The sequence below is a fragment of the Clostridium sp. genome (assembly GCF_029258205.1).
Classification (GTDB): Bacteria; Bacillota; Clostridia; order Clostridiales; family Clostridiaceae; genus Sarcina.
Window position 1 is genome coordinate 1 of the sequence record NZ_JARHZJ010000014.1, and the last position, 26,926, is coordinate 26,926.

A 26,926-nucleotide genomic window follows, 5' to 3' on the forward strand; every position below is an offset into this window, starting at 1 on the left:
TGTTATAGCTGCTGTTAAAGTTGTTTTACCGTGGTCTACGTGACCGATTGTTCCAATATTAACGTGTGGTTTGCTTCTTTCAAATTTTGCTTTTGACATTGCAAATTCCTCCTTTAAAATTCAAATAAACTCTACCTAGCGTGTTGTATTTTCCTTATTTTGGATTGGAGCTCACGATCGGGATTGAACCGACGACCTCCGCCTTACCAAGGCGACGCTCTACCGACTGAGCTACGTGAGCACCTTACATTCATTTAATTTACCTATGCCATAAAAATTTTACTACTAATAAAATTCTTTGTCAATACTTTTAAAAAATTGCATTATTTAATGTTTAAACATTTTTCAAGCTTTCTTTTTACACGTTGTAATGCATTATCTATAGATTTAGCTTCTCTATCTAAATCACAGGCAATTTCTTGATATGATTTACCATCTAAATAAGAATTTAACACTTCTAATTCTAGTTCAGAAAGTACACTGTTCATTGCACTTTCTATTTTTTCAACTTCTTCTTTACCTATGAATAATGATTCAGGATCTGTAATTGATATCCCTACTACAGTATCCAAAAGCGTTCTATCTGATTCTTCCTCGTAAATAGGTTTACTTAAAGAAATATAAGTATTTAATGGGATATGTTTTTGCCTTGTTGCAGTTTTTATAGCAGTTATTATCTGCCTTGTAACACAAAGTTCTGCAAAACTTTTAAATGATGCAAACTTATCTGGATTAAAATCTCTTATTGCTTTATATAATCCAATCATTCCCTCTTGATATATATCTTCTTTATCTGCTCCTATAAGAAAATATGATTTAGATTTAGCTTTTACAAACTGCTCATACTTACTTATTACATATTCTTGAGCCATATTATCACCATTTTTAGCTAACATAACTATTTCTTTGTCTGTTAAATCTTTAAATTCTTCATAATTATTAATTTTAGCCAAATCATAAGTAATCCCCATATTCTCTGCCCCCCAGATAAAAATCTAACATCCAATAAATTACAAATAAATTATAAGGTTTATATTTGACTTAGTCAATATTACCCTCTTCTCATTTTTTCCAATTTTTCTAATACACTTTCTTCTAAAGTATCACCTAAAAAATTTTTACCTAATTCTAATTTATTTTTCTCTGCCTTTTTTCTAATGTTATCCTGAACTTTTAACACTTCATTGTAAAATTCAATAGATGACATTCTTACAGCCCCTCTTTGAAAAACAGTTTGTTGTTCTAATCTATCTGATGTTACAACAACAATTTCTACCTTTCTCCCTAGCTCATCTACCATTCTCTCAATATATGCATCAGCAATTTCGCCTTCTTTTGTAAATACAGTAATTATATTTCCACATACCTCTTTACTTTCAATATTTCCAGCAACCTTATGAGCATCAAAAACTAAATAAATTTTACACGAGTTAAAAGCAGCATAATTTTCAAGCATTTCTGTAAGCTCTGTTCTAGCTATATCATAGCTATAATTTTTTGACTTTTTTAGATTAGGCCAACTATTTATAACATTATAACCATCTATAAATATAACTCTCATCTCATCACTCTTTTTCTACTTTATTATTCTTGATTTTAATACCTCATACATCATTATGCCTCCTGCGACTGAGGCATTTAAAGAATTTATTTTTCCAACCATTGGAATTTTAACCAACTTGTCACACTTCTTCTTAGTTAGATTTGACATTCCTCTACCTTCACTACCTATTATTATTCCACAAGCACCTTTGAAGTTTGTTTCATAGCTATATTCTTCTCCAGCTATATCAGCTCCGTATATCCATACATTATTAGCCTTTAATTCTTCAATAGCATTATTTATATTAGTAACTTTTGCAATTTTCATATGTTCAATAGCTCCCACAGAAGCTTTATAAACAGTTCCAGTTACTCCAACATTTCTTCTCTTTGGAATTATGATACCATGTGCACCACATAATTCTGCTGTTCTTACTATTGATCCTAAGTTATGTGGATCTTCTAACTCATCTAAAATAACTATAAATGGATCTTCATTTTTACTTTTAGCTAAATCTAATATATCTTCAACAGTACTATATTTAAAAGGAGTTATTTGTGCTATTACTCCTTGGTGAGCTTTAGTTTCGCTCATTAAGTCAAGTTTCTTTCTATCAACTTCTTTTACAACTATTTTCTTTTCTTTAGCTAATCCTAAAATTTTATTTATTGAACCTTCCATTTTTCCATTAGCTATAAATATTTGCTCTATAGTTTTATCTGACTTTAATAATTCTATAACAGCATTTCTTCCTTCAACTAAATCTTCTCTTACTTTAACTTCTTCTTCAACAAAATTTCTATTATTTCTAGCGTATTTTTCTTCTCTTACTCTTTGTTCTCTTTCTAAAGCATACTTTTGCTTACGAGTTAATTGTTTATATTTATTTTCTGACTTTGTCATATTGTTCTCTCCTTAAAAATTTCTATTTCCCAAGATATAATGTTCTCATCTCTTTAAGCTTTCCACAACACATTTTCCCTTCAGGACATGGACCTGCTACGCAACTTGGACCTGCATTCTTAAATAGTATTGGTGCAACTTTTTTAACTTCATTAACCATTTGTTCCGCCATATTTCTTATTTCCCATTGAGCTCTGTCACAACATCTATGATTGAAGAAATTCATTAAACTTCTAGCATTCATAGTAAATACAATTTTTGTTTCACAAGCATTAGGAAAGACATATCTTGCATCTTCTATGGCTTTTTTTTCAGCTGTTTTTTCTCCCATTCCTTCACTAATATACTTAGTTTTTAATCTTTCAACTATCTCATCATATGCCTTTTGTGCACCTTTCATTTGATCAATAAATAGCTTTTTAGCAACTTCATCTGCTTCTATAGCTGGTGGTACTATGTATTCAAATTGATTTAACTTAACATATCTTTGAGATTGCTGTGAATAGGATGCTATTCTATGTCTAACTAACTGATGAGTCAAGCTTCTTGAAACCCCTTCTACTGCAAAAGTAAATGAAACATGCTCTATAGGTGACATATGTCCATATGACATAAGCATATTTAAAAATTTTTCTGCTCCTTCATCAGTTAAATTTTCTAATATATCATCAACTCCCACAGGACTATAGCATAATTTAGCCGCTGCTGCTATTGTCTTTTCTGGTTCTTGTGTATATTGTAACAATTTAACTTTTAACATTAATAATTCTCCTTCCTACACATGGATTTCTATACATTTCAATAAGAACTCATTTAATCTCTCTTCTTTTCCAGTAAGATATAAATAACCTACTAAAGCCTCAAATCCTGTTGCATTTCTATAATCTCTAACATTTGCGTTTTTAGGTACTGTTGCTGACTTAGCATTCCTACCTCTCTTATAAATATAAAGTTCGTCTTCCTTTAACTCACCTTCTAAAGCATTTATTATGTCACTTTGTGCCTTAGCTTTTACATATTGTATTGCTTTAACATGTATTTTGTGAGCTGATAAACCTGCATTTTCACTTAATATATAGTTTCTTATAAAAACTTCGTAAACTCCATCTCCTATTAAAGCTAATTGAAGTGGGTTTAACATTCTAGCTTCACCTTTTGAAAACTCTCTGTATAATAAATTCTTCAATATCTTATCTCCTTTTGTTTGAGCTTAATTTAAAAATAATATAGAATTTATTTATAACTATTAAACTACAAATTTAAATCTAATTCAATCAAAGATTTTAATATGATTTAATTTAAAAATTTTTAATTATTTAATTTACTTTTATTTTAATAGTTATCAAATAAAATTCTTTAAAATAATAACTTGCAAAAGAAACCTCCTTTGCAAGTTTATTATCTAAATTATATCATCTTCCATCTAACACCTTGAGGTGTATCTTCTAATACAATCCCTCTATCTTTTAACTCATCTCTTATTTTATCAGCTAAAGCAAAGTCTCTATCTTTTCTAGCTTGTTGTCTTTTATCTATTAAAGCTTCAATCTCTTCTTCTAGATTTCCTTTAGTTGATTTTTGGAACATTCCTAATGGCTCTCCTAATTCTCTTATTAAATCTAAAGATTTTTTAGCTAATTCCTTCGATGAATCAATTGTTATATTTGTATTAGTGTCTTTTATCAAATCAAATATAGCTGTTATAGCATCAGCTGTATTAAAATCATCATCCATTTTTTCAATATATCTTTCTTTATATTTATTTAATGACTCTAAGTAAGATTTTTCTTCTTCATTCATTTCTTCTCTAGAAACTTCATCTATTAAGTTTTCTAAATTTCCTATAGCATTGTATATTCTTTCAACTGAGGCTTTAGCTGACTCTAATAGATCTTCACTAAAGTTAAGTTGTTGTCTATAGTGAGCTGATAACATTAGAAATCTTATAACATCAGCATCATATCTTTCTAATATTTCTCTCGCAGTAAAGAAATTATTTAATGATTTTGACATTTTTTCATTGTTTACATTAACAAAGGCTGAATGTAACCAATATCTCGCAAAAGGTTCACCAGTTAAAGCTTCACTTTGTGCTATTTCATTTTCATGGTGAGGGAATTTTAAATCTGATCCACCAGCATGAATGTCTATAGTTTCACCTAATAATTTTTTAGCCATGCATGAGCATTCTATATGCCATCCTGGTCTTCCCATTCCCCAAGGACTGTTCCAAGCTGGTTCACCTGGTTTTTGAGCTTTCCATATAGCAAAGTCCATTGGATCTTTTTTTCTTTCATCAACACTTATTCTAGCACCTGATTGAAGATCTTCTATATTCTGTCCTGATAATTTTCCATACCCCTCAAATTTCTTAGTTGAGAAATAAACATCTCCATCAACTTCATAAGCATATCCCTTATCAATTAACCCCTTAACAAACTTTATTATTTCACCAATAAATTCCGTAGCTCTTGGATTAACTGTAGCTCTTTCTATATTTAATGCATCTGCATCTTTGTAATACTCTTTTATATAAGTATCTCCAATTTTCTTTACAGTAGTTCCTTCTTCATTAGCCTTTTTTATCATCTTGTCATCTATATCTGTAAAGTTTTGAACAAAATCAACTTTGAATCCTCTGTATTCAAAATATCTTCTTATAGTATCAAAAACTATAAATGTTCTACCATTTCCTATGTGAAAAAAGTTATACACAGTAGGACCACAAACATACATTTTAACTTCTCCTGGAGTTAAAGGAATGAATTCTTCTTTTTTCTTATTTAAAGTATTATAAACCTTAATCACTACTTGACCCTCCTACTTTATATTATTAGTAAATCACCCTATATTAAAATAAGGTTATCTATATATTATATTCTAATTATATACAATTCCGTTAACCTTATAAATTATAAAGCTAAATTTGCTTTTTCAAATTCTTTTCTTACTCTATTATAAACTTCTTCTATAGATAAAGTCTCAACTTCTCCACCATTTCTAAGTTTAAATTCAACTTGACCTTCACCAATCATTTTTCCAACAGTTATTCTCATTGGAATTCCCATTAATTCAGAATCTTTAAATTTAACTCCAGCTCTTTCTTTTCTATCATCAAGTAAAGCTTCAACTCCAATTTTTCTTAATTCATTGTATATTTCTTCTGCTTTAGTTGCTTGTTCTTCATTTTTAACGTTAGCTGGTATAACTGATACATGGTATGGAGCTACTTCTAACGGCCATATTATTCCATTTTCGTCATTGTGTTGCTCTATTATTGATGCTACAGTTCTTGTAACTCCTATTCCATAACATCCCATTATAAATGGTTTAGCTTTTCCATCTTCATCAATAAATGTTGCACCCATAGATTCTGAATACTTAGTTCCAAGTTTAAATATATGTCCAACCTCAGTACCTCTTGAAATAGTTATTTCCTTTCCACACTCAGGACATTTTTCTCCTATAGTAACATTTCTGAAGTCACCAACTATTCCTTCAAAATCTCTTCCATAGTTTACATTCTTTAAGTGCATATCAGTTTCATTAGCACCAATTATAAAGTTATACATATTAGCTACCTCTTGATCAACTAATAACATATCTACTTTTATCCCTATAGGACCCGCAAATCCAACCGAAGCTCCAGTAGCTTCTTTAACAGCCTCTTCACTTGCCATTTCTAGTTCTATAACTTCTCCAATAGCATTAGCTATCTTAATTTCGTTAGCTTCTCTATCTCCTCTTACTACAACAGCAATAACCTTATCATCAGCTTTGAATATTAAAGTTTTTGCTATTTTCTTTGGTGAGCATTCAAAGAATTTTGCTAAATCTTCAATTGATTTAACAGCTGGAGTTTCAATTTTTTCTACTTCCATTAACCCTTCTTTTTCTGCATGCTCTGGTGTTGATGGAGCTTTTTCTATATTAGCTGCATAATCACAAGCTGTACAGAATACTACATCATCTTCTCCAACTTCTGATTTAACCATAAATTCAGCTGAACCTGATCCACCTATAGCTCCTGAATCAGCTGCAACTGCTTTAGCATCTAATCCACATCTATTGAATATATTAACATATGCTTTTCTCATTTTTTCATATGCTAAATCTAATCCTTCTTGATCTTTGTCAAAGCTATATCCATCTTTCATTATGAATTCTCTTGATCTCATAACTCCAAATCTTGGTCTTCTTTCATCTCTATACTTAGTTTGTATTTGATAAAGATTTAATGGTAATTGCTTATATGATTTTATTTCATTTCTAACTATATCAGTAAATACTTCTTCGTGAGTTGGCCCTAAGCAAAAATCTCTGTTATGTCTATCTTTTAATCTAAACATTTCTGCTCCATAAGCATCCCATCTTCCTGATTCTTGCCATAACTCAGCCGGTATTAAAGCTGATGCTAAAAACTCTTGAGCACCTGCATTATTCATTTCTTCTCTTACTATATTTTTAACATTTTCTATAACCTTTAATCCTAAAGGCATATAGTTATAAATACCTGCAGCCATCTTTCTCATAAGACCCGCTCTAAGCATAAGCTTGTGACTTTCTATTTCTGCTTCCGCTGGAACTTCTCTTAAAGTTCCTACTAACATATTTGACATTTTCATAATATACTGCCTCCTCATAAGTTATTTATAATATTTTGATTAAATTCATTTTAAAAATAAAAAAAGCTCTACCCTAAAAAACTTTAGGGCGAGCTTATATTTCGCGGTACCACCTAAATTTGTACTCTATTCATTGTTAACGGTATTAAACCCGGTTAGTTTTTTGCCACGACTCCAAAGTAGGTTCAAAACATGTTGAAAATCTCTCAGCCTAGTATTTTCTCTCTGTATAAGCGTTTTTACTAATCTTTTTCACAGTCTTTACAACTATTAAATTTTATTAAATCTTATAAAATTATATCCTTATAAAAATAACATGTCAATATACTGTCTATATCTTGTGATCATTACTTAACAAAATTTTCTGCTAATATTAAATCTTCTGGTGTTGTAATCTTTATGTTTTTATAATCACCTTCAAAAAGATACACTTTTTCTCCTAAAAGCTCTACTATCATAGTATCATCCGTAACCTGAATTTTTTCATTCTTAACTTTATCATGACCTTTTTTTATTAAGTTATATTTAAAGCACTGTGGAGTTTGAACAGCCACTAAAGTTGCTCTATTTGGTGTATCTACAGAGAACCCTTCTAAATTTTTAACTTTTATAGTATCCTTTGGCATAACACCTGGGGCTGCTGCCCCAAACTCCCTAGAATACCTTATTCCATCTTCTATTATTTTATTACTTACAAAAGCTCTTGCTCCATCATGTATTAAAACAATATCACAATCTTCTATGAAATTTAATGCATTATAAACTGAATCCTGTCTTTCCTTTCCTCCCTCAATAATTTTAGAAATTTTAAAATCAAATCTAGGTTCTATTTCTCTTTTAAAATACTCTATTTCATCTTTGGGTAGAACAAGAACTATTTCATCGATTTCTGTGCATTTCTCAAAAGCTTTTAAAGTATAATATATTATAGGTTTCCCATTTATTTCAATGAATTGCTTACTAACATCAGCACCCATTCTTTTTCCTTTTCCACCTGCTAATACTACGCTAACTACTTTTCCCATCATTAAATTCCTCTTAAGATTTATATTTAGCAAATATCATTCTTCCTGCTGCTGTTTGAAGTACTGAAGTTACAACTACTGTTATTTCTTTTCCCATGTACTTTCTACCACCTTCTACAACAATCATAGTACCATCATCAAGATAAGCAACTCCTTGTCCAGATTCTTTTCCATCCTTAACGACAGTAAGAGTCATCTCTTCTCCTGGTAATACCACTGGCTTAATTGCATTTGCTAATTCATTTATATTTAATACTGGAACACCTTGAAATTCAGCTACTTTATTTAAGTTATAATCATTTGTTACAACCTTACCATTTAATTTTTGTGCTAATTTTAGAAGTTTAATATCAACCTCTGCTATTTCTGGAAAATCACCTTCCCACATGATTACTTCTATTGAAAGTTCTTTTTGAATTTTATTTAAAATATCTAATCCTCTTCTTCCTCTTGTTCTTTTTAAAGAATCTGAACAATCTGATATATGTCTTAATTCATCAAGAACAAAAGTTGGAATTACTAAAGCTCCCTCTATGAAACCAGTTTGGCATAAATCAAAGATTCTACCATCAATTATTACAGATGTATCTAAAACCTTTGGAGTAGCTTCACTCTTCTGATTAGAAGAATTCTTTGATTTTTTTTCTTTAGATTGATTTTTTCTAAAATTCTCAAAGTATCCTGTAATCCCTTCTCTTTTTTTAACAGCTATATCTGCTCCTATAACCATAGCTATTATGTTTATGATAACTGACACAATAGGAGCTAACATGCCATTTAATCCACTTAAAAAGCTACTTAATGGCAACGTTATTACTAAGGCTAATAATAAAGCTACTATAGCACCCCCAGCTCCAAATATTATTTCACTTGGAGATAATTTAGATATTCCTTTTTCTATAAATGTTATAAGTTTTCTTGTAGCTTTATAAATAAAAGGAGAAAGAATAAATAAAATGATTCCAAAAACAGCAATTAAAATTATATAAAATGATACCTTTAAAAAAATATTTGTTAGATATTGATTGCCTATAGCACTTTTTCTTATTCCGTCTGCTAAGACAAATCCAATCAATAACCCTAAAATAGTGAAAAATACTCTAAAAATTTTCTTTATCACAAACTCACCTCCTATATAATTATTGACATATTTAGTTTTTATCATTCATAGTTGTAAAATATTTATAATATATTTTCTTAATTATAACATATTTAAGTGCTTTAGAACTTACAAATATTGTTTAATTATTATAATTAATAAATTACCCCCTATAAATATTTCTAAATTTGATTTATATTTAAGTCAAGTTAACAAGCTAATTAGTTTTTAACATATATTTAGTTTTGCAACCTAAATCATTTGACAAATATAACCAAAAAATTCTATAATTACTATAAGGTCAAAGATTAGTATATAAGGAGTGAAACACTATGAAGGACGTAATTTTTGACGATTTTCAAAATAGCGTTAATAATTCTTTACTTAGACACAAAAGCATATTAGATATATTAAGTAAATATCAAGAATCACAAGCAAGAGCTAGCAGAGCTATATGCAAAGCCGTTACTAATTGCGGCTGCATAGAAATTTACGCTAAAAAGCAAAGTATGCTAGAGGATGATTACCTATCCTTAGAAGAACTTAATCCACGCTTAAATTCTCATATCAGAGGCTGCTTATGTGAAAATTGCAGAGAAGTTATAGAACGTGAACTTGGAAACAATCTGTTCTATTTAACTTCACTATGTAATGCACTGGATATAAACCTATTTGATATCTTATTAAAAGAATATAACAAAATAGATACTTTAGGTAAATTTACTTTTAGATAAATATTAAGTGCCATATTTATATGGCACTTCTTTTTATAAATTTTTATTTAAAGCAACTTGTTCTCTTATTCTTCTTAATCCATTTTTTATTGCTCTAGCTCTAGCTTCTCCAATTCCTTCTACTTGATCTAATTCTTCATTGCCAGCTTCAAGAATATATTTAAGCTTTCCAAAATGTCCTACTAGATTTTCTATTACATTTGAAGGTATTCTTGGTACCTTATTTGATATTCTATACCCTCTTGGTGACACTAATGTGTCAATTAAAGATTTTCCTATATATCCTAATTCTTTTGCTATTATATCTAAATCTAATAAATCTTCAGCTGATAATTCCTGAATTTCTTTGTAAACATAATTATACTCCATTTTATCATAACAATAATCTCTTATTAAAAGCACTCCATCTTGCTCTATACTTCTTACTAGCTCATTTAATTGCATAGAAATAAGTCTTCCTTCATTTCCTAACTCAATAATGTATCCTTCTATCTCTTCAACTATTCTCATTACCATTTCAGTTCTCTGTATAGCTGTAGTTACATCAAAAAGAGTTGCCAAGTCTTGAAACTCAAGTATATTAAGATTATTTGTTACTCTTTCAAGTACAGCTACATACTTTTCTAATGTTTGTATAGCCTGATTTGCTTTACTTAATATAACAGCACTATCTCTTAAGACATATTTTATGTCTCCTTTATAAACAGTAATTATATTTCTTCTTTGTGATATAGCTATTACTATTTTATTTGTTTGCTTTGCAACCCTTTGAGCAGTTCTATGTCTTGTTCCTGTTTCAAATGTACTTATAGATTGATTTGGCATAAGCTGAGCATTTGCGTAGAGTATTCTTTTTCTATCTGAAGTAAGTACTAATGCTCCATCCATTTTAGCAAGCTCATATATATATGCCGGACTATATTCAGAATTTATATTAAATCCACCATCTACTAAATCTAATATTTCTTCATTATCTCCTAATACTATAAGTCCTCCTGTTTTGGCTCTAAGTATATTATCTAATCCTTCCCTTAAAGAAGTACCTGGGCTCATTATTTTTAATATTTTTTTTAACTCATCATCATGTACAGTTCTCATTTACTCACACCTATCCATCTTAAAATATCTTTCCTATTGCTTCCCTTACAGTTTTTACCCCTATAAGATTTAATTTACTTCCCTTTAATTTTTCTAAACTTCTATAAGGAACAACTGCATTTAAAAATCCCATTTTTTCTGCTTCATTTAATATTCTGTCACAATTTGATATTGGTCTTATTTCACCTGTTAACCCAACCTCACCTACAACAACTAATTTTTCTAAGCTAGTTGCTTTACCTTTAACAGAGGATACAAGTGAAATAGCAATTCCTAAGTCTGCTGTAGTACCTTCTATTTCAAGTCCTCCTACTACATTTACATAAACATCAGTATTGTAAAAAGGAACTCTTAATTTTTTTTCTAATACAGCTAATATTAAACTTAACCTTGAATTTTCTACTCCCACAGAGGTTCTTCTAGGCATAACTGCTTTTGTTTCAGATGCTAATGATTGTATTTCTACAAGAATAGGTCTAGTTCCTTCCATGACTCCAATTACAACTGACCCTTCTTGATTAAAACTAGTGTCCTCTAAAAACATACTAGATGGATCATAAACTTGCATCAATCCTTCTCCACGCATTTCAAAAACACCTATTTCAGCTGTAGTACCAAATCTATTTTTCATGGTCCTTAATATTCTAAATTCTTCAGTTCTTTCTCCTTCAAAGGATAGTACAGTATCCACCATGTGTTCTAATACTCTTGGTCCAGCTAAATCCCCTTGCTTAGTAACATGAGCAACTATAAATAAAGGAATATTTTTACCTTTAGCTATTCTCATCACAGCATTTGAGCACTCTTTAACCTGTGAAACACTTCCTGGCGCTGAAGAAACTGTTTCTCTATAAATTGTTTGTATTGAATCTATTATTATGAAAACTGGTTCAAGTTTATCTATATATGCTTCTATTACATCAAGATTAGTTTCGGAAACTATATAAAGTTCTTCTGCATCAACTTTTAACCTATCTCCTCTTATTTTTATTTGTTCTTCTGATTCTTCTCCAGAAACATATAAAACTTTACCATATTTTTTTGAAATATTATTTGCTGTCTGTAAAAGAAGTGTAGATTTACCTATTCCAGGATCACCAGATATAAGTGTAAGTGAACCCTTAACAAGCCCTCCACCTAACACTCTATTTAATTCACCAATTCCAGTATCATATCTTTCTTTTTCACCTGACTTAATTTCTTTTATCTTTTTAAGCTCACCAATTTGTCGTTCAATCTTAGGAGAAGATTGATTATTTTTAGTATCCCTAATCTCTTCCACTAAAGTATTCCAATTATTGCATTCTGGACATTTTCCCATCCATTTAGGTGTTTCATATCCGCAATTTTGACATACATATATGCTTCTAACCTTTACCACTTTACCAACTCCAAATTTCTTCATTTTACGTACAAATCTAATTATTTCCTAATATATCCTTAAATAATCATATCATATCATTATAACTAATCACATACTTATTTATTATTATTTTCTTAAAAAGATTCATTTAAAATATTTAATAATAATTGTTAAAATAATAATAAAAAAAACCGTTTGTAAATTCAAGCATTTAAATAACGCTTTTTATCTACAAACAGTCTTTTTATATATTAATCTAGGATAGTAATAACTATTTTAATAATTTAGCTGCATCTTCATCAACTATTAATACTACATCTCTATGCATTTGTAACATAGTAGCTGGAATTTCAGTTGTTATTTTTCCACTCATAATGGCCTCTACAACTTCAGCTTTTCCTTCTCCACTTGCTATAACCATTATTTTTTTAGCCTTCATTATTCCACCAAGCCCCATAGTTATAGCTTTTCTTGGTACATAATCAATTGAATCAAAGAATCTCGCATTTGCTTCTATAGTTGATTCTTTAAGGTCAGTTAAATGAGTTCCCACACTTAGCTCTTCTCCTGGTTCATTAAATCCTATGTGTCCATTTGCACCTAATCCTAATAATTGAAGGTCAATTCCTCCCATATTTTGAATTCTCTCATCATATACCCTGCACTCTTCTCCAATATTTTCTGCTAATCCATTAGGTACGAATGTATTATTTTTATCTATATTTATGTGATTAAATAAATTTGTATTCATAAAATATCTATAACTTTGATTATGATCTCCTGATAAACCAACATATTCATCTAAATTTATACTTTTAACTTTTGAGAAATCTAACTCTCCTTCATTGTACATTCTAATAAGCTCTTTATACATTCCTACTGGAGTTCCACCAGTAGCTAATCCTAAAACAATTTCAGGATTTCTTTTTATATCTTCAGCCATTTCTTTAGCTGAAACCTTACTCATTTCCTCATAATTCTTAGTAACGATTAATCTCATTTTAATTTCCCCTCTCTTTTAGAAATATTAATTTCTAATATATATTTATCTGATCTATAAATTGCATCTTCAACGTAAATTATTTCACCATCTGAATTTAAAGCTGTATTATGACTTTTTAAAAGAGGTACTTGTTTATCAACATTAAATAAAGCTTTTAACTCATCATCCATTATTAAGGCTATTAAAGCTGATTCTGTACTTTCTATAATATGTCCATTTTCTTCTAATAACTTAAATAATGATCTCTCTAAATCATTTCTAGTTACAAAGCCACAATATTCACAAGGAATATAAACAACCTCATTAGCAACAGCTTCACCATCAACTAATCTTAATCTATTTATTTTATATATTTTTTCCACATCAAAAGTATCTACTAATTCATCAGGTGTATTAATAACTTCAAAATCTATAACTTTAGTTATTAAACTTCTTCCTGCTTTTTTAATAATTTCTGAGAAACTCATCATATCTTCTTGCTTTACTTTAGGTTCACATACGAAGGTTCCTTTTCCTTTTTCTCTAACAAGAAGCCCTTCTTGTACTAGTTCTCCTAAAGCCTGTCTGACAGTCATCCTACTTACTCCATAAGTCTCTGTTAACTCTCTTTCACTTGCTATACACTGTCCTACTTGCCAAGTTCCATCTGCTATCTTTTCTTTTATCATCTCTTTTAATTGGTAATACACAGGTATAGGACTATTTTTATCTATCATGATTTCTCCTCCTAATTAAATTATACTCAACTGGCCTCAACTTGTCTAGACCACTATACATTTTTTTATAATAATTTCATATTTAGTCTATGTTATATTTTATCATTTATCATTAAATATTTTCCACTTTTATCAGTGCTAATGAATATATATTGAAATTTTATCAAATACTATAAATAAAAATTAGGAGGGATTCCATTGAACTTAAAGAATAAATTTAGTAATAACTCTATGGTTTATGAAAACCCATTGCATTCTTCTAATACCGTCCTAACTAGTCTATCTTCCTTTAACAATAATAATGAAGATACAATGCATAATTTAATCTTTAATGATCATTTAAATGACGGTCAAATTAAATAATTATTTTTTATTGATTTAAATCACATATTTTATACACTTTTAATACTTAAAATAAATATATATAAAATTAATTGGCATAGGAGATGATAATATGGTAAAGGTTTATTCAACAAACTCTTGTCCATGGTGCGTTAAAGCAAAACAATATCTTAAATCAAAAAATATTGAATTTGAAGATTTAAACGTACAAACAGATATGGTTGCTAGAGAAGATATGCTTAAAAAGAGTAAACAAATGGGTGTTCCTGTTTTAGATATAAATGGAACTATTATAGTTGGTTTCGATAAAAATGCTATAGATAAAGCTTTAAATGAATAGGAACATAAAAATAGAGAGATGTTTTTTACATCTCTCTATTTTTTTGCAATAAAAAAGACTACAAATAGAAAATTTACTTGTAGCCTTTTAGGTATAGATTGAAATAAATAATAGTTCTAAAGCTATTATCTTATTGTAATTACTGTTGCTTTAGGTCTAGACATTGCTTCTATAGAATATCTTATACCTTGAGTTCCCATACCAGAAGATTTTACTCCTAAGAATGGGAAGTGATCTGGTCCTCTTTCAGTCTTGTTATTAACATGAACAGTACCAACTTCTAATTTATTAGCTATATAAAATGCTTCATTTATATCTTTAGTAAATACTGATGATTGTAATCCATATTTAGATGCATTAGCTATTTTTATAGCTTCCTCCTTATCATTTACTCTTATGATAGGTAAAACTGGACCAAAAGGCTCTTCCCATGCTAATCTCATCTCTGTAGTAACATTATCAAATAAAGTGGCTTCTATTAAGTTACCTTCTCTGTGTCCTCCACAAACTAAGGTAGCACCTTTTTCTTTTGCCTCATCAATAAGTTCCATAACAAAATCAGCAGCTTTATTATCTATAAGCGGAACTATTGTTACATCCTCGACCTCTAATGGATTTCCCATTTTTAAATTTCCTATTTTTTCTTTTAATTTTTCTACTAATTTATCTGCAACTGAATTCATTACTAATATTCTTTTTACTGCAGTACATCTTTGTCCTGAGTAAGAATATCCACCAGCAATTATATTGTTAACAGTTAAATCTAAATCTGCATCCTCTAAAACTATAGCAGCATCTTTACCACCTAATTCCATAAGAAGTGGCTTCATAACTGTTATTTCTGAAATTCTTCTTCCTACTTCTGTACTTCCAGTGAAGTTTATAAAGTCTATTTTATTATGAGTTACACAATAGTCTCCTATTTCACTTCCTCTTCCAGTAATAGTATTTAAAACTCCACCTGGAAGACCAGCATCATGGAATATTTTAGCTAAGAATAAGGCTGATAAACTTCCTTGAGTAGCAGGTTTAAGAACAACACTATTTCCAGCTACTATAGCAGGTGCTATTTTTGATGCTGATAAATTTACTGGATAGTTAAAAGGGGATATTGCTAATACAACCCCTAAAGGTTCTCTTGTTACCACAGATATTTTGCTTCTATTAAATCCTGGGAAGTTATCTGAAGGTATACTTTCTCCATCCATGCTCTTTGCAGCATCAGCTGTAAATCTTATATAGTCAGCTGTTCTACTAACTTCTGATAAAGCACTCTTTTTGTCCTTAGCAACCTCTCTTATCATTATGTTTGCTAATTCCTCTTTATGCTCTTCTAATAAGTCTGCAGTTTTATAAAGCACATGTGCTCTTTCATTTAAAGGAACTTCATTCCATGCTTTTTGTGCTTCTTCTGCATTATCAATAATTATATCTACATCTTCTTTAGAAAGACTTTGTATTCTTCCAACTAAACTACCATCTAAAGGTGATTTTATATCTATTAATTTATCTGATTTATTTTCATAGAAATGGCCACCCATAAAGTTATAAAAAATATTTTCTTTAGTACTCATTAAGAATCACCTTCTACTATCTTATTTTTTCTATTGCAGCATCAATTTTCTGCTTATCAAAACCAACTATAACATCTTCTCCTATAACAGCTACTGGAACTGATCTTTGTCCTGAAACTTCTAAAACTTCATTTCTATCTTCCTTACCATCTGCAACTGTTATTGTTTCATATTGAACACCTAATTTTTCTAAATACTTTTTTAATTTATTACATGGTCCACACCATTCAACTGAGTATACTTTTACCATAATTATCTCTCCTTTATTTCTGAAATATATTTTTCTGCATGTAATGCTGCTATAGTCCCATCTGAAACAGCAGTAGTTATTTGTCTAAACATTTTTTCTCTAACATCTCCAGCTACATAAACCCCCTCAACATTAGTTCTCATGTTTTCATCGCCTTCTATATAACCATTCTCTTTAATATTTATATATTCTCTAAACATAGATGTCTTAGGTTCTGTTCCTATATATCCAAAGACTCCATTTATAGAAATTTCTTTTTCTTCTCCAGTTTTAGTATTTTTTATTCTTGCAGCTTCAACAAACTCACCACCTAGAACATCAACTAAATCCCAGTTATACATTATTTCAATATTTTCCTTATTACTCGCAGCCTCTAATGTCTTAGCTTCTGCACGGAAATAATCATATCTTCTTATAACTATTACTTTTTTAACTATATTAGATAGATATAAAGCCTCTTCTAAAGCAGCATTTCCTCCACCTACAACTGCAACTACCTCATCTTGATAAACTGCACCATCACATACTGCGCAGTAATGTATACCCTTACCTAAATATTTACTTTCACTTGGAATTGGTAATTTTTTAGGTGTAGCTCCTGTAGCTATTATTACAGCCTTAGGCTTATATATATAATCTCCAGTCTCTATGATTTTTTCATCATCTTTTAATGAAACATTTTCTATAAAATCAAACTCATCTATTATAGCTCCACAAGCTTCTGCCTGGGCTTGAATTCTATCAGCAAGTTCATTCCCTGTTATTTCTGTAAATCCAGGATAATTTTCAACTGTATAAGTTGATCTTACTTGCCCTCCAACTAAATTATCTTCTAGAACTAAAGTACTTAATTTTGCTCTTGAAGCATATATTGCAGATGTTAATCCTGCTGGCCCAGCTCCAATTATGATTAAATCTATTTCTTTTATTTCTTTATCCATACTAACACTCCTTACTGAGGTTAAATTTATTATTTGTATTATATGATATATTATTCCATGTACCCCCTCAGGGTACCTTTTTTATTAATTATACTCCTTGTAAAAAAATTTTTCAATAATAATTATTATTAATTATTTTTTATTTGTTTTATTTTTTATTCTAACAAAAAACTCTATTATATTATGAAATTTAAGATACAATAGATAAACACTTAATAAAAAAAATAAGGTCATATATATTTAACCATATATAACCTTATTTAATCTTATAATCAAACAGTTTTTTTGAATTTTACAACATCATCTTCTAAGAAAACATCTACCTGTGATCCTCTTAATATATTCCCACTTAAAAGTTCTTCGCTTAAACTATCTTCAATATATTTAGTTATAACTCTTCTAAGTGGACGTGCTCCATATTTTAATTCAGTTCCCTTTTTAACTAAAAATTCTTTACACTCTTGAGAAAAGTTCAAAGAAAGTTGTAAATCATTTAATCTTTCTTTTAAGGAACATATCATAAGATCAACGATTTTTAAAAGATGATCTTTTTCTAGACTATGAAACACAACTATGTCATCTAATCTATTTACAAATTCTGGTTTGAAATTCTGTTTAAGCTCTTCTATCATAATTCCTTTCATTTTATCATAATCTCTTTCCTTATCCTCTTTAGCACTAAATCCAACTGCATTTTTCTTATCTAATTTATCTGCACCAATATTTGATGTCATTATTATTATTGTATTCTTAAAATCTACAGTTTTACCTTTTCCATCTGTAAGAACACCATCTTCTAATATTTGAAGAAGAACATTAAATATATCTGGATGTGCTTTCTCTATTTCATCAAAAAGTATCACTGAATAAGGATTTCTTCTTACCTTTTCTGTAAGCTGCCCCCCCTCTTCATATCCTACATATCCTGGTGGAGCTCCAATAAGTCTAGATACACCATGCTTTTCCATATATTCAGACATATCAAGCCTAATAAATTTATTCTCGTCACCAAACATAGCTTCTGCTAAAGCCTTGCAAAGCTCTGTTTTTCCTACCCCAGTAGGTCCTAAAAAAGCAAAGGATCCAATAGGTCTCTTAGGATCTTTAAGACCTACCCTCGATCTCCTTACAGCCTTAGATATTGTTCTTATTGCTTCTAATTGTCCTATAACTCTTTTACTAAGCTTTTCTTCTAGCTTAAGTAGCCTACTTGATTCTTTCTCTGTAAGCCTTTCTACTGGTATCTGAGTCCACTTTGAAACAACCTTTGCAATATGTTCTTTATTAACTTCGTAGATTTTATTATAATTTTCTTCTCTCCAAAGTTCTTTATCTCTCTCAAGTTCTTCCTTTAAAATTAATTCTTCATCTCTTAACTTTGCAGCTAATTCAAAATCCTGTAATTTTATAGCTTCTTCTTTTTCAACTTTCAGGTTAGCTATTAATTCTTCCTGTTTAAAAAGTCTAGGCTGAACAATCATACTTTCTATTCTTACTTTTGCCGCAGCCTCATCTATTAAATCTATTGCCTTATCAGGTAGAAATCTATCTGTTATATATCTGCTTGATAAATTAACAGCCGCCTCTATAGCTTCATCTGTTAATTTTACATTATGATGTACTTCATACTTTTCTCTTAATCCCTTTAGTATTTGCACACAATCTTCTTTATTAGGTTCTTTTACAACCACTGGTTGAAATCTTCTCTCAAAAGCAGAATCCTTTTCTATATTTTTTCTATATTCATCAGTTGTTGTAGCACCTATGCATTGTATTTCACCCCTTGCTAAAGCAGGTTTCAATATATTTGATGCATCTATAGCACCTTCTGCTCCACCAGCACCAACAATATTATGAATTTCATCTATAAAGAGTATTATATCATCTGAATCTTTTACCTCATTTAGAACCTTTTTAAGTCTTTCCTCAAATTCTCCCCTATATTTAGCTCCAGCTAGCATAGAAGTAACATCTAAGGTAAATATTCTTTTATCTTTAATAATATCTGGTACTTCACCTAATAAGATCCTTTGTGCTAACCCTTCCACAACAGCGGTTTTTCCTACTCCAGGTTCTCCTATTAAACAAGGATTGTTTTTCATTCTTCTACAAAGTATTTCTAGAAGTCTTTGAGTCTCATCTTTTCTTCCTATTACAGGATCAAGTTTATTTTTATCTGCCTTTTCTATTAAATTTATACCATAAAGATTTAATGTGGGCGTATCTTTTCTTTTTTGTTTATCTTTTTCTTTAATATTCCTACTTTCCTTACTTGGAATTCTACCTAGTATGTTATTTAACTTATCACTTATATTTTTTATATCATTTTTTACTATTTTAGTTAAAATTAAATTAGCTACACCTTCTTTTTCTTTTATTAATGCTGATAATATGTGCTCTGGTCTTGAAATACTATGACCAGATTCCTTAGCAATTTCAACACTTTTCTCTAAAATCTTTTTGCATCTAGGTGTAAAAGGCACCTCATCTAAACTATAATTTACCTCTCCAATTCCAACATATAGCTTAATAAAACTAAGCACCTTTTCTTCAGTTACATTGCTCTCTTCCAAAATTTTAGAACATTGTCCATTTTCATTAATTAATCCTATTAATAAATGCTCTGTTCCCATATAGCCATGTTTTAGCATTAAAGAACTTTCTTTTCCCTTATTGATTACTATTTTGGAATTTTCATTAAAATTATCAAGACGCATCTTTTACCTCCCAATACCCTATAATTATGTGTTTAAAGCATTTCTAATAATTTTGGCTCTTTCTATTTTTAAACTTTTTGTATCTGTCTTTTTACTTGATGAGTTATTTATAATAACAGGTTGAATTTCAATCATAGCAGAATTTACTGATTTCAAATTAACATCTTCTATAACGCCTAACTCAACTCCCAATCGCACATAAGATAAATATTTTAAAGCTTCATCATTATCTATAGAATAGGTACTTCTTAAAATTCCTAAAGATCTTAAAATAGTATCTTTTAATTCAATATACTCATACTCTGAAAGATTATCTCTTTGGTTTTTCTCTCTTAAAATTAATTTATTAGTAATAGATATAAGAGAATCTAAAATATCTTTTTCCGACATTCCTAAAGTCTGCATATTAGATAATTCATAGATATTCCCAATATCTTTGTTTCCTAAATTATATATACTCTTTAGATCAATTCCTTCTTCCTTTAAATTATTTTTTATTATTCTTATTAATTTTTTTGAACTTAAAAGTGGTAAGTGTATAAATACTTTTGCTCTTAAAGTTGTTCCTAAATTTTTTATATTTGATGTTAAGTATCCTAAATCAGAATCAAAGGAATAGTTTATTTTTTCTTCAATTAAGTCATCTAATTTATCTATCTTAGAATACACCTCTCTTAAACTTAATCCACTATTTATACATTCTATCCCAATATGCTCTTCTTCATTCAGTAATATCTTAAATTCTCCATTTTTATTCATTACTAAAATAACATTATCCTTATTTTTAAATTCTTTTATTAAGCCAAAATTTTCTTTATAATAATCTACCATTTTTTCTTCATGGTCTTTTAATCTAACTACATAACATTTATTCAAAATATCAATATCTTTCAAGTATTCTAAAACCAAACTTGAAAGATTATTAAATTCATCTTTATTTAATAATTTAGTGAATTTAATTCCTTTTATGTTTCTTAAGATTTTAACTTTTGATGCAATCACTATACTATTATTCTGAGGGCTAATCCACTGAACCACTATTACTATCCTCCCTTATAATTTCTTTTAAATCATGTATTTTTTTCCTAGTAATAATAGCTTCTTCATATTCCTCTTTAAGTATATTAATCTTAAATTTTTCTTGTAAATTTAATATTTCTAATTTTTTTAAATCTTTTTTTATTGTTTTAGGTTGTTTTCCTTTATGCTTTATGTTTGATTCTTGTGAATTTAATAAAAATCCTACTCTATTTTTAAATACTTCATAGCATTTTTCACACCCTAGTAAATTATCATCTTCAAAATCAACAAATCTTGTTCCACAATTACTACAAACTAATTCTTTATCCTTAGCTATTTCTTCAATAAAATCTATATAAGTATTTAAATCTATTAAAAAATCTTCTAAACTTATATCATCATTTTCTAATGCAAAGCTCATTATCTCAATTACACATTTATCGCAAAGCATTAAACTTTCTTTCTTACCATTAATACTTTTTAATAATTGTATTGTTGCACTATTTTTATTACATCTCTCACAAAGCAAATTTCTCAACTCCCATAAATTACTTAAGTAATACCATAAGCAAAGCCTTAAAAATATCTGCCCTTGTTTTATTTATATTCTTAGAACTCTGAAGGGTTCTATCATTTATCGCAATTTTAGTAATATTTGCTACTTTCTCATCTATAATATTATGTTCAAGTAAATTATCTATAATAGCAACTGCATTATGGTATGTAATACCTGTCCCTATCTCATCATAAATTAAATCTCTTCTATCAGCATGAACTTCATGAATTACTTTTTTTATTACAATGTATCCACCACCACCTCTTCTACTTTCAATCAAATACCCTTTTTCATAAGTAAATCTAGTTGTTAAAACATAATTTATCTGTGATGGTGCACACTTAAACTTATCAGCTAACTCATTTCTTCTTATTATTAAATTGTTATCTTCTGTTTTATCTAATAAATCCTTTATAAAATATTCTATTGAATCTGATAATTTAGCCATATATATCACTCCTCAAACTTTGACCTTTACTGACCTTAATACACAATATATATTAATACATTTGACCCACTTAATCAATGTAATACATCTATTAATATATTATTTTTTCTTTAAATTTATTTAAATAATTTTAATTAAAATAAATTTATTTAAAATAAATTTATTTAAAATTAAATTTTTCTTACATTTTATGTTTATTTATATTATATGTGTCAATAATATAAATAATTTTTATAGGAGGCTTTTTAATGAATATTTATTGGTTAGGTCATTCTTGCTTTTTAATAAAAACTAATATTGGGAAACGTATATTAATGGATCCATTTGATATAGATATAGGTTATATTCCCTATAAGGGTGATGTGGATTTAGTTACTATAAGCCATATGCACTTTGATCATAATTGTACAAAATACATTAGTAGTCAATCAAAGGTCTTAACTGACTTAGTTGATTACAAAAATACCTTTTGTAAAGTTAAATCATATCAATCTTTTCATGATGATTGCTTTGGATTAAAACGTGATAAAAACTTCATATTTAAAATTTATTGTGACGACATAACACTTTGTCATTTAGGAGATTTAGGGCATATACTTTCTTCTAAAGTTATAAATCAACTAGGTCATATAGATATATTATTTGTTCCAGTAGGAGAACATTTAACTATTTCTGTAGAAAAACTAAAAAAGGTAATCATAGATATAAATCCTCGTTATATTATCCCAATGCATTATAAAACTGCCAAATTAAGCTTTTATTTAAATACTGTAGATAAATTTCTAATGGAAATGAAAGGTTATAAAATAACTCACGATAAGGTTCTATCAGTAAATTCTGAGTCACTCCCTGAAAATACTACAATAAAAATATTAGAACTAATTTCTGAAGATATGATATAAAATACTATATACAAATATATTTTCTAAACCAACTCCTAAATTTACTTTAAAATAAAAAAAGCAGCGTAAAGATACAAAAAAAAAAGATCATCCTAAGATGATCTTTAATAATATTATTCTTGAACTGGTGCACCTACTGGACAAACATTAGCGCAGTTTCCGCATTCGATACAAGTATCTGCATCTATAACGAATTGAGTATCTCCTTGTGATATTGCATCTACAGGACACTCAGCAGCGCATGCTCCACAGCTTACACATGTGTCTAATATTTTGTATGCCATAATAAAACACCTCCTAAAATGTTGGTATAAAAATACCATATTTATATTATCATATTTCCTCTAATTTTTAAAGTATTTAATATCTATTTTAAGCATATTTAACTTATTCTAGTAAAATTATAATTACTATGCTAAAGAATACCCCTATACCGTATTAAAATTTTATTTTTTAGTTATCTTTTATTAGATTTTTAATTAATGCTTTATCAGATTCATCAGTAATTTCTAATCTGATATTTGTATCCTCAATTTCACCTTCATAACTACCAGAGACTAATTTTACATCATACATTTTGAAATCTTGTATAATTTCTTCATTTTTTCTTGGTAATTTAACCCTTACTAATTCCTTTAATACGTTATTACCTACTACTTCACCTTTTCCAAGTTCAGTCTCAACTATAGATCCAACTCTAGGAAGTTCTTTTCTTATTTCTTCATATGTGCTTTGTTCATAATTTAAACAACACATAAGCCTTCCACATATCCCTGATATCTTAGTTGGATTTAGTGATAAACTTTGTTCTTTAGCCATCTTTATCGAAACTGAAGCAAAGTCTCCCAAGAATGTAGAGCAACAAAGAGGTCTTCCACATGGTCCAAGTCCACCTATCATTTTCGCCTCATCTCTAACCCCTATTTGTCTAAGCTCTATTCTAGTTTTAAATATAGTTGCTAAATCTTTTACTAATTCTCTAAAGTCAACTCTACCCTCTGCAGTAAAGTAAAATATAACCTTATTATTATCAAATGTATACTCTACATCTATTAGTTTCATTATTAAATTATGTTCTTCTATCTTCTTTAAGCATATTTCAAAAGCCTCTAACTCTTTAGCTTTATTCTCCTTATGCTTATTTATATCTTCTTCTGTAGCTAATCTTAGTACAGATTTTAATGGTGCAACGACATCCTCTTCACTAATTTTTCTTATACCAATTACACATTCTCCAAATTCTATACCTCTAGCAGTTTCAACAATTACGTTTTGCCCCTTTTTTATATCTATATCATTAGGACCAAAGTAATATATTTTACCAGCTTTTTTAAATCTGACTCCTATTACTTCTATCATTTTTTATTCCTCCAATATACTAATTAGCATACTATCTAAAGTTAGCCACAAATTAGTATTACTTTTTAAATTATTTCTGGCATTATTAGCTACTTTTATTATCCTATTTAATTTATTGTAGGATAAATTACTAGCTATTTCTCTAATATCATCTATTTTATCTCCATTTATTATGGATAAGTTATTTTCTATTTCCTTAAATATAATCGAATCTCTTGCAAAAATAGTTATGGTTTCTAAAATTTCCTCTTCATTACCCTTCATACTATAAAATTTATCAGAATATTTTATAGGAACTTCTATTTTTCCATGCCCAATATCTTTTAACATCTCTATAACTGTATTTCTTATCTTCTTAAAAATATCATCATTCATGAATTTATCAACTCTTCCCGGAATACCTTCACTAAAAGATATAAGAGTTCTATTTAATTCATTGTCTATTTCATTATACTTTTTAGATATATATAAATTAATTTCCTCTTTACTAAGAGGTGCTAACCTATGTATTTGGCATCTAGATCTTATAGTTTCTAATATAGAATCAATATTACTACTTAAAATTATTATAAAAATACCTGCAAGAGGTTCTTCTATTGTCTTTAATAAAGCATTCTGTGCTGCAACCGTAAGTTTTTCTCCGTTATGAATTATTATAACCTTTCTATCACATTCATAAGGTTTTTTATTTGCTTCAGCTATAATATTTCTTACTAAATCAACACCAAAAGATGTCTTTTCAGATTTATAATGAACAATGTCTACATGTTCTCTCTGTGATGGTATTCCTAAAATCTTATAAGCAAATTCATCTGCTAAAAGACTTTTCCCTATTCCATCATCACCAATAATTAAATGAGCATGAGAAAGCGCATTTTTACTTACACTTTTATTAAATCTATCTATAACTTTATTGTGACCTATCATTTATGCACTTTCCTTTCTATTTTAAATCTTTATAAATTTATCTACGTCAACAACAAATATTGTAGCTCCTCCAACCTGCACTTCCATAGGATATGGTATATATACTCCACCTGGCTCTGAAACACTTGCAGTTGAACTTACAACACCCTTTCTTGTTTCACATATATTTTTTATTATACTTATAACATCATCAACTTTTTCTTTTTGAACCCCAGCTAAAAGTGTAGTATTTCCTGATTTTAAAAATCCACCTGTTGTGGCTAATTTAGTTACACTATAACCCTTCTCATTTAACGCATCAACTAAATCTAAAGCATCATCATCCTGAACTATAGATATTACTAATTTCATAACACGTCCTCCTTACCTCTCTACCATAAATTCAAATTTATGTTTTAAATAATTATATCATTATTTAAAGCCCTTAACCAAACCTTCTTACTACTTTAATTTTATAAGTTATATAATTTACTTTTTATTTTAAATTAATATTTTTCATAGTTGATTTATTTTATGCTCTTTATACCAAAACCAGCTAAAATAACTCCTACTATAGTAAAAACTTTATTTACTCCATATGTATCTATGTCAGAAACAGCTAAGTATATTCCTACTAATATTATTAGAAATCCAATAAAAGTTAACTTTAATGCATTTTTCATATTGTTTTCCTCCAGATTATTTAGAAGCTTTTCTTATTACACAACATATTTCACTTATACACTGTTCTAAATTATAATTATTATATTTCTTAATTATATTATTATTAAGTAATTTATCTTCGCTAAAATCTTCATTATCTGCTAAAAATCTTCTGCACATCTCATTGTAATTAGGACTTTTTTGTTCTCTCTCTCTTTTTAATGCTCTTTCAAGTCTAAAGCCATCATCTAATTCTATGTAAAGTGGTACTAATTTATCATCTCCAAAATATTTTCTAAACTCAGAATAAGCCTCTAAAGTCACAATAACTATATAATTATCTTTTTCTAAGTCTATTTGTCCATCATCTACAGTTAAATAATACCATTTTCCGTGAACAGTATCATAAACTCTACATTCTATTATCTTACCTTCTCTATTAAAATCATCTAACTTTTCCTTATCTATAAAAAAATATTCCACTCCATCTATTTCATTATTTCTTTTAGGTCTAGTTGTATATGTAACTATAGTTTTTAAATTTAAATCTTTAACCTTATTTATCCCTTTTAAAATAGTATCCTTACCAGAACCACTTTTTCCTATTATGCAAAATATTTTACCCATAACTACTCCAATCTATATAAACACGTTTTTCTCTTAAAAAAATATATTAAATAAACTCTATAAAACTTTATAAAAAGTCTTATGTAATGATTTTAATACAAAGATTATTATATCAAATAATATTCTAATCGTTTATTTAAAAATTAAAGAGGTTGTACCAAAATTTTATAAA

General features: G+C 28.6%; 31 protein-coding genes and 1 tRNA gene. 4 read left to right on the forward strand and 28 right to left on the reverse strand.

Features of this window, described 5'->3' with window-relative positions; genetic code table 11:
* The 11 genes from Q1J60_RS01475 to Q1J60_RS01525 form a co-directional block, all read right to left on the reverse strand.
* On the reverse strand, window positions 1-99 hold a 99-nt coding region (locus Q1J60_RS01475; RefSeq protein WP_278677752.1), incomplete at its 3' end, for a GTP-binding protein.
* Between the two features lie 66 nt (window positions 100-165).
* A tRNA-Thr gene (locus Q1J60_RS01480) sits at window positions 166-241 on the reverse strand.
* A gap of 82 nt (window positions 242-323) precedes the next feature.
* On the reverse strand, window positions 324-971 hold the full coding sequence (gene sigH / locus Q1J60_RS01485) for an RNA polymerase sporulation sigma factor SigH (protein ID WP_300257529.1): 648 nt from the start codon (window positions 969-971) through the stop codon (window positions 324-326).
* 80 nt (window positions 972-1,051) lie between these two features.
* Window positions 1,052-1,561, reverse strand: coding sequence for an NYN domain-containing protein (locus tag Q1J60_RS01490; protein WP_300257533.1), 510 nt, complete (start codon window positions 1,559-1,561; stop codon window positions 1,052-1,054).
* A 15-nt stretch (window positions 1,562-1,576) separates the two neighbouring features.
* Window positions 1,577-2,446 (reverse strand): 23S rRNA (guanosine(2251)-2'-O)-methyltransferase RlmB, encoded by an 870-nt coding sequence (rlmB, locus tag Q1J60_RS01495; RefSeq protein WP_300257538.1) that lies wholly within the window; start codon window positions 2,444-2,446, stop codon window positions 1,577-1,579.
* Between the two features lie 22 nt (window positions 2,447-2,468).
* Window positions 2,469-3,206 (reverse strand): FAD-dependent thymidylate synthase, encoded by a 738-nt coding sequence (gene thyX / locus Q1J60_RS01500; RefSeq protein WP_300257541.1) that lies wholly within the window; start codon window positions 3,204-3,206, stop codon window positions 2,469-2,471.
* A 15-nt stretch (window positions 3,207-3,221) separates the two neighbouring features.
* The gene (locus tag Q1J60_RS01505; protein ID WP_300257544.1) at window positions 3,222-3,632 is read right to left on the reverse strand and encodes a Mini-ribonuclease 3; all 411 of its coding nucleotides are present in this window, start codon (window positions 3,630-3,632) and stop codon (window positions 3,222-3,224) included.
* A gap of 221 nt (window positions 3,633-3,853) precedes the next feature.
* On the reverse strand, window positions 3,854-5,251 hold the full coding sequence (gene cysS / locus Q1J60_RS01510; protein WP_300257627.1) for a cysteine--tRNA ligase: 1,398 nt from the start codon (window positions 5,249-5,251) through the stop codon (window positions 3,854-3,856).
* 107 nt (window positions 5,252-5,358) lie between these two features.
* Complete coding sequence (locus tag Q1J60_RS01515; protein WP_300257547.1) at window positions 5,359-7,071, reverse strand: proline--tRNA ligase; 1,713 nt, start codon at window positions 7,069-7,071, stop codon at window positions 5,359-5,361.
* Window positions 7,072-7,418: 347 nt separating this feature from the next.
* On the reverse strand, window positions 7,419-8,096 hold the full coding sequence (ispD, locus tag Q1J60_RS01520) for a 2-C-methyl-D-erythritol 4-phosphate cytidylyltransferase (RefSeq protein WP_300257550.1): 678 nt from the start codon (window positions 8,094-8,096) through the stop codon (window positions 7,419-7,421).
* A 13-nt stretch (window positions 8,097-8,109) separates the two neighbouring features.
* Entirely contained in the window at window positions 8,110-9,216 is a 1,107-nt protein-coding gene (locus Q1J60_RS01525) for a PIN/TRAM domain-containing protein (protein ID WP_300257552.1), read from the reverse strand.
* A 311-nt stretch (window positions 9,217-9,527) separates the two neighbouring features.
* On the opposite strand from Q1J60_RS01525, the gene Q1J60_RS01530 reads away from it, so the two are divergent.
* Window positions 9,528-9,929: a nucleoside triphosphate pyrophosphohydrolase family protein gene (locus Q1J60_RS01530; RefSeq protein WP_300257554.1), complete on the forward strand. Its 402-nt coding sequence runs from the start codon at window positions 9,528-9,530 to the stop codon at window positions 9,927-9,929.
* 33 nt (window positions 9,930-9,962) lie between these two features.
* Here Q1J60_RS01530 and disA read toward each other — a convergent pair whose 3' ends face one another.
* The 4 genes from disA to Q1J60_RS01550 form a co-directional block, all read right to left on the reverse strand.
* Entirely contained in the window at window positions 9,963-11,027 is a 1,065-nt protein-coding gene (gene disA, locus Q1J60_RS01535; RefSeq protein ID WP_300257556.1) for a DNA integrity scanning diadenylate cyclase DisA, read from the reverse strand.
* Window positions 11,028-11,046: 19 nt separating this feature from the next.
* Window positions 11,047-12,432, reverse strand: coding sequence for a DNA repair protein RadA (radA, locus tag Q1J60_RS01540; protein ID WP_423249101.1), 1,386 nt, complete (start codon window positions 12,430-12,432; stop codon window positions 11,047-11,049).
* 229 nt (window positions 12,433-12,661) lie between these two features.
* Window positions 12,662-13,390 carry a glucosamine-6-phosphate deaminase gene (gene nagB, locus Q1J60_RS01545; RefSeq protein WP_300257561.1) on the reverse strand — a complete coding sequence of 243 codons (729 nt, stop codon included), beginning with the start codon at window positions 13,388-13,390 and terminating at the stop codon, window positions 12,662-12,664.
* A complete protein-coding gene (locus Q1J60_RS01550; protein ID WP_300257562.1) occupies window positions 13,387-14,109 on the reverse strand; it encodes a GntR family transcriptional regulator in 723 nt (240 codons plus the stop codon). The genes nagB and Q1J60_RS01550 overlap by 4 nt, the downstream gene beginning before the upstream one ends.
* Window positions 14,110-14,307: 198 nt before the next feature.
* Between Q1J60_RS01550 and Q1J60_RS01555 the strand changes: the two genes are divergently transcribed.
* Together Q1J60_RS01555 and Q1J60_RS01560 are read left to right on the forward strand one after the other, a co-directional pair.
* Window positions 14,308-14,472 carry a hypothetical protein gene (locus tag Q1J60_RS01555; protein ID WP_300257565.1) on the forward strand — a complete coding sequence of 55 codons (165 nt, stop codon included), beginning with the start codon at window positions 14,308-14,310 and terminating at the stop codon, window positions 14,470-14,472.
* Window positions 14,473-14,563: 91 nt separating this feature from the next.
* Window positions 14,564-14,791, forward strand: a complete 228-nt coding sequence (locus Q1J60_RS01560) for a glutaredoxin family protein (RefSeq protein ID WP_300257567.1) — start codon at window positions 14,564-14,566, stop codon at window positions 14,789-14,791.
* A gap of 125 nt (window positions 14,792-14,916) precedes the next feature.
* Here Q1J60_RS01560 and Q1J60_RS01565 read toward each other — a convergent pair whose 3' ends face one another.
* From Q1J60_RS01565 to Q1J60_RS01595, 7 genes are all read right to left on the reverse strand, one after another.
* The gene (locus Q1J60_RS01565; RefSeq protein ID WP_300257570.1) at window positions 14,917-16,365 is read right to left on the reverse strand and encodes an NADP-dependent glyceraldehyde-3-phosphate dehydrogenase; all 1,449 of its coding nucleotides are present in this window, start codon (window positions 16,363-16,365) and stop codon (window positions 14,917-14,919) included.
* A gap of 16 nt (window positions 16,366-16,381) precedes the next feature.
* Complete coding sequence (locus Q1J60_RS01570; RefSeq protein ID WP_300257573.1) at window positions 16,382-16,615, reverse strand: glutaredoxin family protein; 234 nt, start codon at window positions 16,613-16,615, stop codon at window positions 16,382-16,384.
* Window positions 16,616-16,617: 2 nt separating this feature from the next.
* Window positions 16,618-17,556 (reverse strand): thioredoxin-disulfide reductase, encoded by a 939-nt coding sequence (gene trxB / locus Q1J60_RS01575; RefSeq protein WP_300257576.1) that lies wholly within the window; start codon window positions 17,554-17,556, stop codon window positions 16,618-16,620.
* Between the two features lie 272 nt (window positions 17,557-17,828).
* Window positions 17,829-20,273, reverse strand: coding sequence for an ATP-dependent Clp protease ATP-binding subunit (locus Q1J60_RS01580; protein ID WP_300257578.1), 2,445 nt, complete (start codon window positions 20,271-20,273; stop codon window positions 17,829-17,831).
* 24 nt (window positions 20,274-20,297) lie between these two features.
* Window positions 20,298-21,311, reverse strand: a complete 1,014-nt coding sequence (locus Q1J60_RS01585; RefSeq protein WP_300257580.1) for a protein arginine kinase — start codon at window positions 21,309-21,311, stop codon at window positions 20,298-20,300.
* Window positions 21,295-21,822 carry a hypothetical protein gene (locus Q1J60_RS01590; protein ID WP_300257582.1) on the reverse strand — a complete coding sequence of 176 codons (528 nt, stop codon included), beginning with the start codon at window positions 21,820-21,822 and terminating at the stop codon, window positions 21,295-21,297. Before Q1J60_RS01590 ends, Q1J60_RS01585 begins: the two co-directional genes overlap by 17 nt.
* A gap of 19 nt (window positions 21,823-21,841) precedes the next feature.
* Window positions 21,842-22,297 (reverse strand): CtsR family transcriptional regulator, encoded by a 456-nt coding sequence (locus tag Q1J60_RS01595; protein WP_300257585.1) that lies wholly within the window; start codon window positions 22,295-22,297, stop codon window positions 21,842-21,844.
* A 248-nt stretch (window positions 22,298-22,545) separates the two neighbouring features.
* On the opposite strand from Q1J60_RS01595, the gene Q1J60_RS01600 reads away from it, so the two are divergent.
* Window positions 22,546-23,199 carry an MBL fold metallo-hydrolase gene (locus tag Q1J60_RS01600; RefSeq protein ID WP_300257588.1) on the forward strand — a complete coding sequence of 218 codons (654 nt, stop codon included), beginning with the start codon at window positions 22,546-22,548 and terminating at the stop codon, window positions 23,197-23,199.
* A gap of 113 nt (window positions 23,200-23,312) precedes the next feature.
* On the opposite strand, the gene fdxA is transcribed toward Q1J60_RS01600, so the two are convergent.
* The 6 genes from fdxA to Q1J60_RS01630 form a co-directional block, all read right to left on the reverse strand.
* Window positions 23,313-23,483 (reverse strand): 4Fe-4S ferredoxin, encoded by a 171-nt coding sequence (gene fdxA, locus Q1J60_RS01605; RefSeq protein WP_300257591.1) that lies wholly within the window; start codon window positions 23,481-23,483, stop codon window positions 23,313-23,315.
* A 169-nt stretch (window positions 23,484-23,652) separates the two neighbouring features.
* A complete protein-coding gene (locus Q1J60_RS01610) occupies window positions 23,653-24,558 on the reverse strand; it encodes a PSP1 domain-containing protein (protein WP_300257594.1) in 906 nt (301 codons plus the stop codon).
* A 3-nt stretch (window positions 24,559-24,561) separates the two neighbouring features.
* Entirely contained in the window at window positions 24,562-25,485 is a 924-nt protein-coding gene (locus Q1J60_RS01615; protein WP_300257597.1) for a DNA polymerase III subunit delta', read from the reverse strand.
* A 21-nt stretch (window positions 25,486-25,506) separates the two neighbouring features.
* Window positions 25,507-25,836, reverse strand: coding sequence for a cyclic-di-AMP receptor (locus Q1J60_RS01620; RefSeq protein WP_300257600.1), 330 nt, complete (start codon window positions 25,834-25,836; stop codon window positions 25,507-25,509).
* 155 nt (window positions 25,837-25,991) lie between these two features.
* Entirely contained in the window at window positions 25,992-26,147 is a 156-nt protein-coding gene (locus tag Q1J60_RS01625) for a hypothetical protein (RefSeq protein WP_300257603.1), read from the reverse strand.
* 16 nt (window positions 26,148-26,163) lie between these two features.
* On the reverse strand, window positions 26,164-26,754 hold the full coding sequence (locus Q1J60_RS01630; protein WP_300257606.1) for a guanylate kinase: 591 nt from the start codon (window positions 26,752-26,754) through the stop codon (window positions 26,164-26,166).
* Between the last annotated feature and the right edge of the window lie 172 nt (window positions 26,755-26,926).